The following is a 14491-nucleotide window of genomic DNA, read 5'->3' as shown; positions in this document are numbered from 1 at the left end:
ACGGAGCCAGGAATGACTGACAACGCCCCACGGATCCACCCCACCGCCGTCATCGACCCGTCCGCCCGGCTGGCCGACGATGTGCAGGTCGGTGCCTTCACCCTGATCGGTGCCGATGTGGACATCGGCGCAGGCACGGTCGTCGGCCCACACTGCAGCATTCTCGGACCGACCCGGATCGGCCGCGACAACCGCTTCATCGGCCACGCAGCCATCGGCGGCGAGCCGCAGGACAAGAAGTTCGCCGGTGAACGCACCGAACTGGTGATCGGCGACCGCAACGTGTTCCGCGAGTTCGTCACCGTCAACCGCGGTACCGGCGGCGGCGGTGGCATCACCACGATCGGTGACGACAACTGGATGCTGGCCTATACGCATGTGGCGCACGACTGCCACGTCGGCAACGCCTGCGTGTTCTCCAACAACACCACGCTGGCCGGCCACGTTACTGTCGGCGACTACGTGATCATCAGCGGCTTCGCCGGTGCCCACCAGTTCTGCCGCATCGGCGCCCACGCCTTCCTCGGCATGGGTGCGCTGACCAACGGCGATGTTCCGCCGTTCACCATGGTGGGTTCCGATTCGCTGGGCCGCCCGCGCGGCATCAACAGTGAAGGCCTGAAGCGCCGCGGTTTCGATGCCGAACGCATCTCCGCCATCAAGCGTGCCTACCGGACCCTGTACGTGGCCGGCCTGCCGCTGGCCGAAGCCAAGCAGCAGCTGGTTGAACAGGCGCGCGACAGCGAGGACGTGAAGTCCATGCTGGAGTTCATCGAACACGCAGAGAGGCCCCTGCTGCGATGAGCAGCACGTCCGGCCAGGCGCCGGCCGGCGCCGCTGTCATTCCGCTGGCCTCCCTGGCCGGCAGCGTGCCTGCACAGCGGGTGCTCAGCGAGCGGCCGCTGCGGATCGCACTGGTGGCCGGTGAGGCCTCCGGCGACCTGCTCGGTGCCGGCCTGGTGCGCGAGTTGAAGGCCCGCTTCCCGAACGCCGAGTTCGCCGGCATCGGCGGCGATGCCATGCGCAATGCCGGTTGCCAGACCTGGCACGACGCCAGCGAACTGGCGGTGATGGGGCTGACCGAAGTCCTGCGCCACCTGCCGCGCCTGCTGAAGCTGCGCTCGGCCTTCCGCCAGCGCGCGCTCGAGTGGCAGCCGGACGTGTTCATCGGCATCGATGCGCCGGACTTCAACCTGGGCATCGAGCGCTGGCTGAAGCAGCGTGGCGTGCGCACCGTGCATTACGTCAGCCCTTCGGTCTGGGCGTGGCGCGAGAAACGCGCCGAGAAGATCGGCAACAGTGCCGACCTCGTGCTGTGCCTGTTCCCGATGGAACCCCCCATCTACGCCCGGCACGGAATCGACGCGCGCTTTGTCGGTCATCCGATGGCCGATGACATTCCGCTGCAGGGCAACCGCGACGAAGCCCGTGCCGCGCTGGGCCTGCCGGCCACGGCCAAGGTGCTGGCGGTGCTGCCGGGCAGCCGCCTGGGCGAGATCTCGCGCCTGGGCGAGCCGTTCTTCGAGGCCGCGTGGCAGGTTTCCGAACGGATTCCGGGGCTGCACGTCGTGGTGCCTGCCGCCAATGCCGCCTGCCGTCGCCTGATCGAGGAACAGCTGTCGCGTTCGGCGCTGCCGGTCGCCTACTCGCATGTGCTTGATGGCCAGGCCCGCGACGCCATGATCGCCGCCGACGTGGTGGTGCTCGCCTCCGGTACCGCGACCCTGGAAGCCATGCTGGTGAAGCGGCCGATGGTGGTCGGCTATCGCGTCAACGAACTGACCTACCGCCTGGTCAAGGCGCTGGGCCTGATCAAGGTCGACCGCTTCGCCCTGCCCAACATCCTGGCCGGCCAGGACCTGGCACCGGAGCTGATGCAGCACGACTGCACGCCGGACAAGCTGGCCGCCGCCATCCAGCAGTGGTTCGACCATCCGCAACGGGCCGCCGACCTGCAGGGAACCTATTCGCGCCTGCATGAACGCCTGCGCCGCAATGCCTCGGCACGCGCCGCCGACGCTGTCGGCGAGCTGCTCGTACGCGAGCTGGACAAGGCATGAGCCGCCGCCACGCCGCCGCAGCCAGCCTGGCCCTGTTCGACGGTTCACTGCGGGTTGAACCGGACCGCCTGGTCGCCGGTGTCGATGAGGCCGGCCGTGGCCCGCTGGCCGGGCCGGTCGCCGTCGCGGCGGTGGTATTCGATCCTGCCCGCCCGCGCATCAACGGCCTGGATGACTCCAAGCAGCTCACCGCCGCGCGCCGCGAGCAGCTGTACGATCGAATCATCGATCGCGCCCTGGCCTGGCATGTGGTGCTGGTGGACGTGGCAGCGATCGACCGCCTGAACATCTACCAGGCCACCCTGCAGGGCATGCGCGACGTGGTGGCGGCCGTGGCCCACGTGGCCGGCTTCGCCCGCATCGACGGCAACGTGGTTCCGAAGGGGCTGGTACTGCCGGCGCAGGCGCTGGTTGGTGGCGATGGCATCGACCGCGCGATCATGGCGGCGTCGATCCTGGCCAAGGTGTCGCGCGACCGGTACATGCAGGACCTGCACGTACAGCATCCGCACTACGGTTTCGACCAGCACAAGGGCTACGGCACTCCGGCCCACCTGGCGGCACTGCGTGAACACGGCCCCTGTGGCGAGCACCGGCGCAGTTTCGCCCCGGTGCGTGAATGCCTGGAAAACCCGGCGGCCGCGGCCATCGCCTGAACAACCGCCGCCGGGCATGGCCCGGCGGCACCGTGCGCTCACAGTGCCGTGGTAGCGCCGGGCCATGCCCGGCGGCATGTTCGCGCAATCGACGTGCCGTCAAGAGCTTGTCGCCTCCCCCTGCCCTCGCTACCCTGACCGGGCATTCCAGCGCTTCCCGACCCCGGCGACGAACTCCCGTCGGCACCCGGGGCCCCCGCGCTCCAACCTGGTCCGGCATGTCCAACTCCCGTTTCGTACATCTCCACGTCCACACCGAGTTCTCGCTGGCGGACTCGACCATCCGTGTGCCGGCCAAGCCGGACCAGGCCGACCCGAAGAAGGCAAAGCAGGCCAACCTGCTGTCACGCTCGGTCGAGCTGGGCCTGCCCGCGCTGGCGGTGACCGACCTCAACAATCTGTTCGCCCTGATCAAGTTCTACAAGGCAGCCGAAGGCGTGGGCATCAAGCCGATCGCCGGCGCCGACGTGATGATCGCCGAGGAGGGCCAGGACCCGTGGCGGATGACCCTGCTGTGCCGCGACCGCGAAGGCTACCTGAGCCTGTCACGGCTGCTGACCCGTGCCTGGATGGAGGGCCATCGTCCGGAGGGCGGCGTCGCCGTGCATCCGGACTGGTTGAAGGCGGGCAACGCCAACCTGTTCGCGCTGGCCGGGCGCGAGAGCCTGGCCGGGCGCCTGGCGCTGGACGGCAAGCACGACCTTGCCGAGCAGCATCTGGCCGACTGGCAGCGGGTGTTCGGCGATGGCCTGCACCTGGAGCTGACCCGCACCGGCCGCGACGGCGAGGAGGCCTTCAACCGCTTCGCGCTGATGGCCGCCGGCCAGCGCGGCCTGCCGGTGGTGGCCAGCAACGATGTGCGCTTCCTTGCACCGTCGGACTTCAGCGCGCATGAGGCACGTGTGTGCATCTCGACCGGCCGCGTGCTGGACGATCCCAAGCGGCCGCGCGAGTACAGTGACCAGCAGTACCTGAAGTCGGCCGAGGAGATGTGCGCGCTGTTCGCCGACATCCCCGATGCGATCGACAACACGCTGGCGCTGGCCGAGCGCTGCAACATCGAGATGCGGCTGGGCACCTACTTCCTGCCCAACTACCCGGTGCCGGACGACGAGACCCTGGATACCTGGATCCAGAAGATGTCGCGCGACGGCCTGGAAGAACGCCTGCAGAAGAATCCGCTGGCGCCGGGCAAGACCCGCGAGGAGTACTTCGAGCGCCTCGAATTCGAGCTCGATACCATCATCAAGATGGGTTTCCCCGGCTACTTCCTGATCGTGGCCGACTTCATCCAGTGGGGCAAGAACCAGGGCATCCCGATCGGCCCGGGCCGTGGTTCCGGTGCCGGTTCGCTGGTGGCGTGGGCGCTGAAGATCACCGACCTGGATCCGCTGCCCTACAACCTGCTGTTCGAGCGCTTCCTGAATCCGGAACGCGTGTCGATGCCCGACTTCGACATCGATTTCTGCATGGACCGCCGCGACGAAGTGATCGACTACGTCGCGCGCAAATACGGGCGCGAACGCGTCAGCCAGATCATCACCTACGGCACCATGGCCGCCAAGGCCGTGGTGCGCGATTCCGGCCGTGTGCTCGGTTTCCCCTATGGCCTGGTTGACGGTGTCTCCAAGCTGATCCCGAACATCCTCGGCATCCACCTGAAGGATGCGCTCGGCAAGGGCAAGGAAGGCCCGGGCTCGGAGATGGCATCGGCCGAGCTGATCCAGCGTTACGAGACCGAAGACGATGTCCGTGACCTGATCGATCTGGCGCTGCAGCTTGAAGACCTCACCCGCAACGCCGGCAAGCACGCCGGTGGCGTGGTGATCGGCCCCGAGCCGCTGAGCGAGTTCTGCCCGCTGTACGCCGAACACGACGAGAACGGCATCGGCAAGAACCCGGTCACCCAGTTCGACAAGAACGACGTCGAAGAAGTGGGCCTGGTGAAGTTCGACTTCCTTGGCCTGCGCACGCTGACCATCATCGACTGGGCAGTGAAGGCGATCAACAAGCGCCACGCGCGCGCCGGCATTCCGCCGGTGGACATCGCGGCGATCCCGCTGGACGACGCGCCGACCTACAAGGACATATTCGCCAACGGCAACACCGGTGCGGTCTTCCAGTTCGAATCCTCCGGCATGCGCCGCCTGCTGAAGGACGCACGCCCCGACCGTTTCGAAGACCTGATCGCGCTGGTGTCGCTGTACCGCCCCGGCCCGATGGACCTGATTCCGTCCTTCAACGCGCGCAAGCACGGGCAGGAAGAGATCATCTATCCCGATCCGCGCACCGAAGCCATCCTCAAGGACACCTACGGCATCATGGTGTACCAGGAGCAGGTGATGCAGATGGCGCAGATCGTCGGCGGCTACTCGCTGGGCGGCGCCGACCTGCTGCGTCGTGCGATGGGCAAGAAGGTGCCGGCGGAAATGGCCAAGCACCGCGAGATCTTCCGCGAGGGCGCGGCCAAGGGCGGGGTCGACGGCCCCAAGGCCGACGAGATCTTCGACCTGATGGAGAAGTTCGCCGGCTACGGCTTCAACAAGTCGCACGCCGCTGCCTACGCGCTGGTCAGTTACCAGACCGCGTGGCTCAAGCGCCATTACCCGGCCGAGTTCATGGCGGCCACGCTGTCTTCGGACATGGACAACACCGACAAGGTGGTCGGCTTCCTCGACGAGGTGCGCAACCTCGGCCTGACCGTGCTGCCGCCGAAGGTGAACCAGTCCGCCTTCATGTTCGAGGCAGCCACGCCGGACACCATCCAGTACGGCCTGGGTGCGATCAAGGGTGTCGGCCAGGGTGCCTGCGAAGCGGTGGTGGACGAGCGGCTGCGGGGCGGAAACTACACCGACCTGCTCGATTTCTGTACCCGCGTCGGCTCGGCCAAGCTCAACCGGCGCACCCTGGAAGCGATGATCAACTGCGGCGCACTGGATGAGCTGGGCCGCAACCGCGCCTCGCTGATGCTGCAGCTGCCGGAAGTGATCAAGGCCACCGAGCAGATGGCACGCGAGCGCGCCTCCGGGCAGAACTCGCTGTTCGGTGGGCCGGACCCGAGCGCGGCGACGATCCAGCTGGACCTGCCGGAGGCCGAAGAGTGGCCCCTGCTGCAGCGCCTGAACGGCGAGCGCGACACGCTGGGCTTCTACCTCAGCGGCCATCCATTCGATCCGTGGCGCGACGACGTGCGCGATCTGGTCGGCAACGATCTGGGCGCGGTGGAAAAGATCTGGAGCGCCAACAGCGGCGGTGGTGGTGGCGGTGAGAAGCGGTGGCGGCCGGAAGTGCAGACCGTGCTGGCCGGCCAGGTGGTCGGCGTTCGCCGCAAGGGCGAAAGCCAGATCTTCATCCAGCTCGAGGACGGGCGTGGACGCGTGGAGTGCAGCGCGTTCTCCGACACCCTGGCCGAGTTCGGCCACCTGATGACCAAGGACCGCATCCTGGTGGTCAAGGGCGGCCTGCGTGAAGACGAATTCAACGGTGGCTACGCCCTGCGCATCCGCCAGTGCTGGGATTTCGATGAGGTCTGCGCCAACTACGCTACGCGCCTGTCGCTGCGGCTGGACCTGCGCCAGCAGCGGCCGGTGTGGGAGCGCATCGATGCCCTGCTCGACCGCCATCGCCCCGGCCGCACGCCCCTGCGCCTGGACCTGCTGCTGAAGGGCCCGCACGGTGGCATCGCCGGCATGCTCGACGTGTCCGGACAGAGCGCCGTGCGCATCGACTCGAAGCTGATGGAAGCGCTGCGCGCCGACCCGGCCGTGCGCACCCTGAAGGTGCGCTACAGCCCGCCCTGGGCCAGCTGATCCCGCCCCGCCAGGTCCCGCGTCCAGCCGGCGCGGCCAAGGCAGCGCGCTGCCTGCCGGCCAGCCCCTCCGTACGCTCCAGACAGGGGCGTACGGGGAATTTCACCGGGTTCGGCTACACTTTCCTCCTTCTTTACACGACGGCTTCCGATGAATCCGAACTACCTCGACTTCGAGCAACCCATCGCCGACCTGGAAGCGAAGATCCAGGAGCTGCGCAACGCCAGTGCCGGTCCGGCGGTCAATGTCGAGGCCGAAGTGCACGCGCTGCAGGACAAGCTGCGCATGCGTACCGCACAGATCTTCCGCAACCTGACCTCCTGGCAGGTGCTGCAGCTGGCCCGCCACCCGTCGCGGCCCTACACCGCCGATTACATCCGCATCATCTTCGATGAGTTCCAGGAACTGGCCGGTGATCGCGCCTTTGCCGACGACAAGGCCATCATGGGCGGCCTGGCCCGCATCAATGGCCGCGCGGTGATGGTCATCGGCCACCAGAAGGGCCGCGACACCAAGGAGAAGATCAAGCGCAACTTCGGCATGCCCAAGCCCGAGGGCTACCGCAAGGCGCTGCGCCTGATGAAGATGGCCGAGCGTTTCGGCCTGCCGGTGCTGACCCTGATCGACACCGCCGGCGCTTGGCCGGGCATCGACGCCGAATCGCGCGGCCAGTCCGAAGCGATCGCGCGCAACCTGATGGAAATGGCCGAACTGAAGGTGCCGGTGATCTGCACCGTGATCGGCGAAGGCGGCTCAGGCGGTGCGCTGGCACTGGGCGTGGGCGACCGCACCGTGATGCTGGAGTACGCGGTGTATTCGACCATTACCCCGGAAGGCTGCGCCTCGATCCTGTGGAAGGATGCCGGCAAGGCCAAGGACGCGGCCGAACAGCTGGGCCTGACCGCCCCGCGCCTGAAGAGCCTGGGCCTGGTCGACAAGGTCGTGCGCGAGCCGACCGGCGGCGCCCACCGCAACCCGACCCAGATGGCCCGGCGCCTGAAGGCCGTGCTGCTGAACGAGCTGGACGCGCTGGACAAGCTGTCCACCGGGGAACTGCTGGAACAGCGCTACAAGCGCCTGCGCAGCTACGGCACCTACGAGGCCGCGTAATCGCTGCTTGGGCTGCACGGTAACGCCTGAAGCCGGGCAATGCCCGGCTCCAGAGGTGCCACATCCGTGTGGCGATACGTCCCTGTTCCTGTGCGTACGGACCCGCCGTACGCCGATCTGCTTACCAGTTGTAGGACATGCCCAGCGTGGCGCTGACTTCGCGGTAGCCGGAGTCACCGCGGCTCACGTCCAGACCGCCCCAGCCCGTCCAGCCCTTGGCGAATTCCACCCGCGCGCCTGCACCCAGCGCGTAGCGGTTGCGCGGCGCGTCGCTGTCCATGGCCACGTCATCGAACGCCATGCCACCCGTGCGGGCGTCGCGATACCAGTTGGCGGTCAGGTACGGGGTCACCACGGCGCCATGCGTGCCGGTCGATTCCGCTTCCAGGCGCAGGCCGAGGCGGCCGGACAGGCCACTTTCGCCCAGACCACGCACCACGGTGCCGTTCTGCTCGGTATGTCGATCCGTGCTGACGTTGGTGTAGACCAGCTGCAGCTCCGGCTGCAGGCTGACCCTGCTGTCGCCCAGCGTGCCGACGCCGAAGCGGTAACCCGCCTCCAGCGAACCCTGCCACAGGTCGCTGTCGTAGCGCTCGGCAGCCAGGCCATCGCCTTCCACCCGGTTGTTGAAGCGGCCGTGCTGCACCCAGCTGTCCACATAGGCACGACCAGTGTTCCAGCTGCCGTACACCCCTGCGGCCACGCCGGCGACCTTGCCGCGTGCCGCAAAGCCGGTCAGCGCCGAGGTGCTGGTGCTGTCGGCACGCCCACTACCGAGCATCACGCCCAGGCGGCCACGCCCTTCATCGAACAGCCCCACGTCTGCGCCCACCTGCACCACATGGCGCTGCGTGCGCAGGTCCAGCTGCTCCTGCATGGCCCCCAGGCGCGCCTGCTGGCTGTCCACGCGTGCCCAGCCGTGCACACCCTCGGCAACGGCCGCATTGCCGTCGCGATCACTGCGCTGCAGGCGGAACAACTGCCCTGCGGCGTACTGGTTGGCCAGGTACGCGCCGGTCTCCGGGCGCAGCACCGGCTTCGGATCCGGATTGATCGGACCGGTCGGGTCACAGTCGGGCAGCGACGGATCCAGGTCACAGGGATCCGGCGGCGTCACCGGCAGTTCCGAACGCAGGTACCAGTTGCCGTCGGCCTCATCCTTGAACAGGAAGTACTCGTACTGCCCGCCGACCGCACGGCCGACCAGGTCGAACTGGGCGTCGGACGCGCCGTTGATCTCGATCAGCTCGATGCCCTTGTCGGTCTGCGCGCCCTGGCCGCCGGCATTGAGCACGCGCACATTGGCCTGCCCGGTCGCATCACCGGCGATCACCAGGCGGTCGGTCTGCGAGTCGTCCTCGCCAAGCACCGTGTTGAACACCAGCGTGCCGCCGTTACCAACGAACTCGTCCAGGGACAGCGTATTGAAACCGCCCGCACCATCGCCCAGCTTGACCATGCTGCCCGCATCCAGCTGCAGACGGCCGACACTGCTGTCGCCGGTCAGCTGCCAGGTGCTCTGCTCACCCACCGCCACCGAGCTCGCATCGACGATGCGGCCGATCAGCGTGGCGCGGTTGCGCAGCGAGACATCCAGCTGGCCCGTGTAGGAGGCGCGATCGGCAATGATGTCGCCGGTCAGCGCCGCGTTCTCCACGTTGAAGCGGACGGCAACGTTGCCGACCTGCCCCTCCTCGCCATGCTTGACCAGCAGCAGCGTGCCATCGCCGGCAATCAGGCGCGCACCGTTGCGGATGTTGATCTCGGCGGATTCGCCGTCGACGTCGGCATCGGGACTGCCCCAGTCGACATCGGGATTGACCCAGATCGCCGGGCCGGTCTGCGACTCCAGGGTGGAATTGTCGACGTTCAATACCAGGTTGTTCGCACCCCGATATTCGAAGTACATGACTGCGCCGTTGCGGCTGGCCCGGATCGTCGAACCGTTGACAATGTCAGCCCGCCCGGCACCCATCGCCAGACCGACGTTATGGTTCCAACCCGTGCTGTCGCGGTGCGCCACATCCAGGTGGGAGTTGTCCATCAGAAGGTACACGTCGCCCTGTCCACCGCGGAATTCCGGGAACAAGGCGATGGCACCACCGATGGAATCGATCCGCGTGTTGTAGAGGCGTGCCGACGAATCGACCGAGATGTTGAACTGGGTCATGCCCAGGTCGATGCGGCTGTTGCGCGCGATCAGGCTGGAACCCGATTGCACGTGAATGTTCTGATTGGCATTGCGGACCAGCACATCCGCACGCGTGAGCACGACGTTGGAGCCGTAGGTCGCATTGATGCCGTAAGTGGACGCGTCGGTCACCGTCAGGTTGGACCCATTGGTCACCTGCCATGCCTCGATCGGATCCCCCTGCACCACCTCGTGGTCCTCGCCGTTGAGGTTGCCGGCAGAAGCGTGCTGGGCCAACGGCAGGGCCAGTGCCAGCAGCAGGCATTGCGAGAGCGGACGCAACGCAAGAGAACGCCCGCGTGCAGCGGAACGATGGGTGTATTTCATGACGGATCTCCAGAGGGGGGCACGTAGGCGGCACAGCGTGCGTGCAGTACCTCGCAATCCAGCCTGTGCCCACGTGGAGCGATGGCGGGACTGCTGCAGGCAGCCGCTGTGTCGAAGGCGCGCAGTATCTGGAGACGCACGGGCGGGGCCCATGCAATTTGTTGCAAGGCGCGCCGCGCCGCTTGTCAGGTTACGCGGCGATTCATCTGGAGGTGCGCGATGTGCGCCGGCTCAGAAGGGTTTGGCCAGCACCAGCCAGACGATCGGAATGAAGGCCAGCAGCGGGATTTCGTTGATCCAGCGCAGCGCGCGCGAGGACGGCAGAGGCCGGCCCTTGGCGACGCCCTTGAGCAGGCGGCCGGTCCAGCCGAAGTAGACCAGCAGCAGCACCACCAGGCCGAGCTTGGCATGCAGCCAGCCGGCACCGCCCGGCGCGACCATCGTCGGGAAGTCCGGAATGACCCGGTAGCCCAACCACAACACCAGTCCCAGGACGAAGGCCAGGCCGAACATCGAGTGGCCGAAACGGTACAGACGCAGGCCCATCAGCTGCAGGCGCTCGACCACCGCGGATTGTCCCGCCGCCTCGGCCAGGTTCACCAGGATGCGCGGCAGATAGAACACCGTCGCCATCCACGCCACCACGAACACGATGTGGAAGGTCTTGACCCAGTAGTAGCTCTGCATGCGCTCGCTCCAGCGGCTGGCGTAGGTGGCGGCCATTCTCGCATGGCGAGCCGGTGTACCGGCTGCGGTCGGCGCGACCGATCGACGCACGGCGAGCGGCAACGCCGTACGATAGGCACCGTTTTCAACGAAACCTCCTTCTGCGTGGACAAGACCTACGACGCCGCCTACTTCCAGCGCTGGTACCGCCGGGCCGACATCGGCGGCAGCGCCCGCCTCGCCCGCAAGGTGGCATTGGCGGTGGCCAGTGCCGAGTACTACCTGGAGCGGCCGATCCGCAGCGTGCTGGACATCGGCTGCGGCGAGGGGGCCTGGCGCGCGCCGCTGCGGAAACTGCGTCCGAAGGTCGAGTATCTGGGCTTCGACAGCAGCGAGTACGCTGTGCGTCGCTATGGCCGGACCCGCAACCTGCATCTGGCCCGCTTCGGCGACTTCGCCTGGCTGCGGCCGTGCGCGCCGGTGGACCTGCTGGTCTGCTCGGACGTGATGCATTACGTGCCCGACCGCGAGCTGCGCGCCGGCCTGGCGGGCGTGGCCGAGCTGACCGGCGGCATCGCGTTCCTGGAGACCTTCGCAGCCGAGGACGCGTTCGAGGGCGACCACGAGGGCTTCCAGGCCCGCCCGGCAGGCTGGTATCGCCGGACGCTGGCCCGGCACGGCCTGCAGCCGGCAGGGTCGCACTGCTGGCTCGGCCCCGCCCTGGCAGGCGATGCGGCCGCGCTGGAACGGATGTGAATCCGGATTCATTATTTTGAGCCAACTTAACCTGCGGGACACCCGGATGGGATATGCTGCGCGGCAACATATGACCATACATATTCGGTCGTCATGCTCTATCAACTGCACGAACTGACCCGCAACCTGCTCGCCCCCTGGGTGCACCAGGCCCAGGCCAACGCCAAGTTCTTCGCCAATCCCGGCCACTGGTGGTCGCAGATGCCGGGTGCCGAACGCCTGGCGGCGGTCAACGAACTGTTCCATCGCATCGGCAAGGATTACGAGAAGCCCGAGTGGGGCATCAACGAAATCGAGGTCGAAGGCGAGCGCGTGCCGATCGTCGTGCACGAGGAAGTGAGCAAGCCGTTCTGCAAGCTGCTGCGCTTCAAGCGTCACAGCAACGAAGCCGACCAGCTGCACACCATGCTCAACCAGCCCTTCGTGCTGGTGGTGGCGCCGCTGTCCGGCCATCACGCCACGCTGCTGCGCGATACCGTGCGCACGCTGCTGCGCGACCATCGTGTCTACGTCACCGACTGGGTCGATGCGCGCATGGTTGCGGCCAGCGAAGGTGATTTCGGCCTGGACGACTACATCGCCTACATCCAGGAGTTCATCCGCCACCTTGGCGTCGAGCGCCTGCACGTGGTCAGCGTGTGCCAGCCGACCGTACCGGTGCTGGCCGCGGTGTCACTGATGGCCAGCCGTGGCGAGCCCACCCCGCGCACGCTGGTGATGATGGGCGGTCCGATCGACGCACGCTGCAGCCCCACCGCGGTGAACAATCTGGCGACCCAGAACCCGCTGTCCTGGTTCGAGAACAACGTCATCCACAGCGTGCCGGCCGGCTACCCCGGTGCAGGCCGTCGCGTGTACCCGGGTTTCCTGCAGCACGCCGGCTTCCTGTCGATGAATCCCAGCCGCCATTTCAGCTCGCACTGGGACTTCTACGCCGACCTGGTCAAGGGTGATCTGGAAGACGCCGACGCGCACCGCCGCTTCTATGATGAGTACAACGCGGTGCTGGACATGCCTGCCAGGTACTACCTGGACACCATCCGCGTGGTCTTCCAGGACTTCCTGCTGCCGCGCGGAGAGTGGGTGGTCAACGGCGAAAAGGTCGACCCTTCGGCGATCCGCGATACCGCGCTGCTGAGCATCGAAGGCGAACTGGACGATATCGCGGGCCTCGGCCAGACCGAAGCTGCGCAGGCGCTGTGTACGGGCATCCCGGCCGAGCGCCGCGAGCATTTCATCGTCGAAGGCGCCGGCCATTACGGCATCTTCAGCGGCCGCCGCTGGCGCGAGGTGGTGTACCCGAAGGTACGCGACTTCTTCGCGGCGCACGCAGAAGCGCCAGCGGCAAAAGCGAAGAAGAAGAGCAACGTCACCCCGCTGCGCCGCAAGGCGGGCTGACCCTGCGCCGGGGGTCGGTTCCCTTTCCAACGGAAAGGGCTCTGACCCCGGCACCCCGCTCGAACGGAGTCAGGGCCCTGTTCTGCGAACAGGGATCCGACCCCTCGTCGCTTACAGGCGCACCAGCAGGTTCTTGGCGATCAGGCCATGCAGCTTGCCGATGCCGCGTGCCAGGTGCAGCGTCAGCAGCAGCAGCAGGGCACCCGCCGCGGCGACCACGATCCCGACCAGCGGCGAGGCAGCCATCGGCAGCACGTTCACGCCATCAACGTACACGCCCGGGATTTCCCCGCTGAAGATCGCTGCCACCGGCGCCCAGATCAGTCCCAGCGACAGCGACAGCAGCGTCACCGCGATGGTGAAGTAGACGATGCCCAAGGGCAGCATCAGCACGAAGTACAACAGGGTCAGCCAGGTGCGGCCGTCCGTGAACATGTCGCCGATACGCTGCAGCCAACTGCGGCTGCGGTCGGTGTAGCGCGGCCGCCGCGGCATGCGCTCGCCCAGCAGCGCCTCGACCAGGCGCCCCTCCAGCAGTGCCAGCCCGCGCACCGAACCGAAGAACAGCACGGTCAACGGCACGCCGATGATCAGGATCAGCAGGCCGAGCGACAGCGACAGGCCGGTCACCACCCAGGTGAAGAAGAAGATGCCGGTGGCCAGCGACAGCAGCATGTAGAACAGCGCGCCATAGGTGTGCGGATCGGCCACCACGCCAAAGAAGCGCGACAGCAGCGAGCGCGGCACCGGCACCGGCGGTGCCGCGGCCGGTTCCACACCACTGGCCTCGGCTGCCACACGCAGCACCGGCGCGGTGTCGGCGCGCGGCGTGCGCAATGCGCGGTTCACGGTGACTTCCGTTTCGCGGTAGATCTCCGCCACTTCATCCGGCGCACCGTAGCTGCCGGCCACATCGGCAATCACCTCCGCCTCGCTGCGACCGGGCTGGGCGGCCAGCTCGGAACGCAGGTATTCCTCGGCGTCATACAGCGCGTCCTGCACCATCGCCGGATCGGCGCCCTGCAGCGCCTCGCGCAGCTGCGCCAGGTACTGCGGGATGGTGGTCGGCAGGGCGCGGCCTGCCAGGCTCGGGTCGTTCATTGCGGTACCCCCTCCAACACGGAATCGACGGAATCACGGGTGGCCTGCCAGGCCTGGCGCCACTGCGCCAGCACTTCGCGGCCACGGTCATTGATGCGGTAGTAGCGCCGGGGCGGCCCGCTGCTGGAGGGCTCGACATGGCTCTCCAGCAGGCCGCCGTTCTCCAGGTTGCGCAGCACCGGGTACAGCGCGCTCTGCTTGCCACTCAGCACGCCCTCGCCCACGCGCTCCAGCTCCTTGGCGATGAGGTACCCGTACAGCGGCTCGCCGGTACGGGCCAGCACCGCCAGCAGGGCCAGCGACACGGTTCCGGCGCTGAGCTCCTTCTGGAACTTCTTCAGGTGGATGTCGTCTTCCGACATGCCCGGCCCTCCACTACGTTGAAGTCCACAGTAGTGCGAAGTTCGGTATAGCGAA

The 14491-nt window shown here is 67.2% G+C and carries 11 protein-coding genes; 7 read left to right on the top strand and 4 right to left on the bottom strand.

Going from position 1 to position 14491, the window contains the following annotated elements; genetic code table 11:
• Positions 1–12 precede the first annotated feature (12 nt).
• The 5 genes from lpxA to ACZK08_RS05890 all read left to right on the top strand — a co-directional run bounded on the left by lpxA (position 13) and on the right by ACZK08_RS05890 (position 7635).
• Positions 13–804, top strand: a complete 792-nt coding sequence (gene lpxA / locus ACZK08_RS05910; protein WP_053519894.1) for an acyl-ACP--UDP-N-acetylglucosamine O-acyltransferase — start codon at positions 13–15, stop codon at positions 802–804.
• The gene (gene lpxB / locus ACZK08_RS05905; protein WP_053519895.1) at positions 801–2060 is read left to right on the top strand and encodes a lipid-A-disaccharide synthase; all 1260 of its coding nucleotides are present in this window, start codon (positions 801–803) and stop codon (positions 2058–2060) included. The genes lpxA and lpxB overlap by 4 nt, the downstream gene beginning before the upstream one ends.
• The gene (locus ACZK08_RS05900; RefSeq protein WP_065181173.1) at positions 2057–2716 is read left to right on the top strand and encodes a ribonuclease HII; all 660 of its coding nucleotides are present in this window, start codon (positions 2057–2059) and stop codon (positions 2714–2716) included. Before lpxB ends, ACZK08_RS05900 begins: the two co-directional genes overlap by 4 nt.
• A gap of 218 nt (positions 2717–2934) precedes the next feature.
• The gene (dnaE, locus tag ACZK08_RS05895) at positions 2935–6525 is read left to right on the top strand and encodes a DNA polymerase III subunit alpha (protein ID WP_065181172.1); all 3591 of its coding nucleotides are present in this window, start codon (positions 2935–2937) and stop codon (positions 6523–6525) included.
• Positions 6526–6675: 150 nt separating this feature from the next.
• Positions 6676–7635 (top strand): acetyl-CoA carboxylase carboxyltransferase subunit alpha, encoded by a 960-nt coding sequence (locus ACZK08_RS05890; RefSeq protein ID WP_053519898.1) that lies wholly within the window; start codon positions 6676–6678, stop codon positions 7633–7635.
• A 121-nt stretch (positions 7636–7756) separates the two neighbouring features.
• Here the strand turns inward: ACZK08_RS05890 and ACZK08_RS05885 are convergent, their stop codons facing one another.
• Both ACZK08_RS05885 and ACZK08_RS05880 read right to left on the bottom strand, forming a co-directional pair.
• Positions 7757–10153 carry an autotransporter family protein gene (locus ACZK08_RS05885; RefSeq protein ID WP_065181171.1) on the bottom strand — a complete coding sequence of 799 codons (2397 nt, stop codon included), beginning with the start codon at positions 10151–10153 and terminating at the stop codon, positions 7757–7759.
• 231 nt (positions 10154–10384) lie between these two features.
• On the bottom strand, positions 10385–10840 hold the full coding sequence (locus ACZK08_RS05880; RefSeq protein WP_065181382.1) for a CopD family protein: 456 nt from the start codon (positions 10838–10840) through the stop codon (positions 10385–10387).
• Between the two features lie 144 nt (positions 10841–10984).
• Between ACZK08_RS05880 and ACZK08_RS05875 the strand changes: the two genes are divergently transcribed.
• Together ACZK08_RS05875 and ACZK08_RS05870 are read left to right on the top strand one after the other, a co-directional pair.
• Entirely contained in the window at positions 10985–11575 is a 591-nt protein-coding gene (locus ACZK08_RS05875) for a class I SAM-dependent DNA methyltransferase (RefSeq protein WP_065181170.1), read from the top strand.
• A gap of 93 nt (positions 11576–11668) precedes the next feature.
• Positions 11669–12973, top strand: coding sequence for a polyhydroxyalkanoate depolymerase (locus ACZK08_RS05870; protein WP_053519900.1), 1305 nt, complete (start codon positions 11669–11671; stop codon positions 12971–12973).
• A gap of 111 nt (positions 12974–13084) precedes the next feature.
• On the opposite strand, the gene ACZK08_RS05865 is transcribed toward ACZK08_RS05870, so the two are convergent.
• Both ACZK08_RS05865 and ACZK08_RS05860 read right to left on the bottom strand, forming a co-directional pair.
• Positions 13085–14074: a sensor domain-containing protein gene (locus tag ACZK08_RS05865; protein ID WP_053519901.1), complete on the bottom strand. Its 990-nt coding sequence runs from the start codon at positions 14072–14074 to the stop codon at positions 13085–13087.
• Positions 14071–14436: a PadR family transcriptional regulator gene (locus ACZK08_RS05860; RefSeq protein WP_053519902.1), complete on the bottom strand. Its 366-nt coding sequence runs from the start codon at positions 14434–14436 to the stop codon at positions 14071–14073. Before ACZK08_RS05860 ends, ACZK08_RS05865 begins: the two co-directional genes overlap by 4 nt.
• Between the last annotated feature and the right edge of the window lie 55 nt (positions 14437–14491).

This window comes from Stenotrophomonas sp. 112478_Sma, assembly GCF_056479905.1.
This window is presented reverse-complemented; position numbering and strand designations above follow the sequence as displayed.

Bases quoted from the DNA above. Each gene is read 5' to 3' on its own strand.
- lpxA (WP_053519894.1), top strand. From the start codon at position 13: ATGACTGACAACGCCCCACGGATCCACCCCACCGCCGTCATCGACCCG.
- lpxB (WP_053519895.1), top strand. From the start codon at position 801: ATGAGCAGCACGTCCGGCCAGGCGCCGGCCGGCGCCGCTGTCATTCCG.
- ACZK08_RS05900 (WP_065181173.1), top strand. From the start codon at position 2,057: ATGAGCCGCCGCCACGCCGCCGCAGCCAGCCTGGCCCTGTTCGACGGT.
- dnaE (WP_065181172.1), top strand. From the start codon at position 2,935: ATGTCCAACTCCCGTTTCGTACATCTCCACGTCCACACCGAGTTCTCG.
- ACZK08_RS05890 (WP_053519898.1), top strand. From the start codon at position 6,676: ATGAATCCGAACTACCTCGACTTCGAGCAACCCATCGCCGACCTGGAA.
- ACZK08_RS05885 (WP_065181171.1), bottom strand. From the start codon at position 10,153: ATGAAATACACCCATCGTTCCGCTGCACGCGGGCGTTCTCTTGCGTTG.
- ACZK08_RS05880 (WP_065181382.1), bottom strand. From the start codon at position 10,840: ATGCAGAGCTACTACTGGGTCAAGACCTTCCACATCGTGTTCGTGGTG.
- ACZK08_RS05870 (WP_053519900.1), top strand. From the start codon at position 11,669: ATGCTCTATCAACTGCACGAACTGACCCGCAACCTGCTCGCCCCCTGG.
- ACZK08_RS05865 (WP_053519901.1), bottom strand. From the start codon at position 14,074: ATGAACGACCCGAGCCTGGCAGGCCGCGCCCTGCCGACCACCATCCCG.
- ACZK08_RS05860 (WP_053519902.1), bottom strand. From the start codon at position 14,436: ATGTCGGAAGACGACATCCACCTGAAGAAGTTCCAGAAGGAGCTCAGC.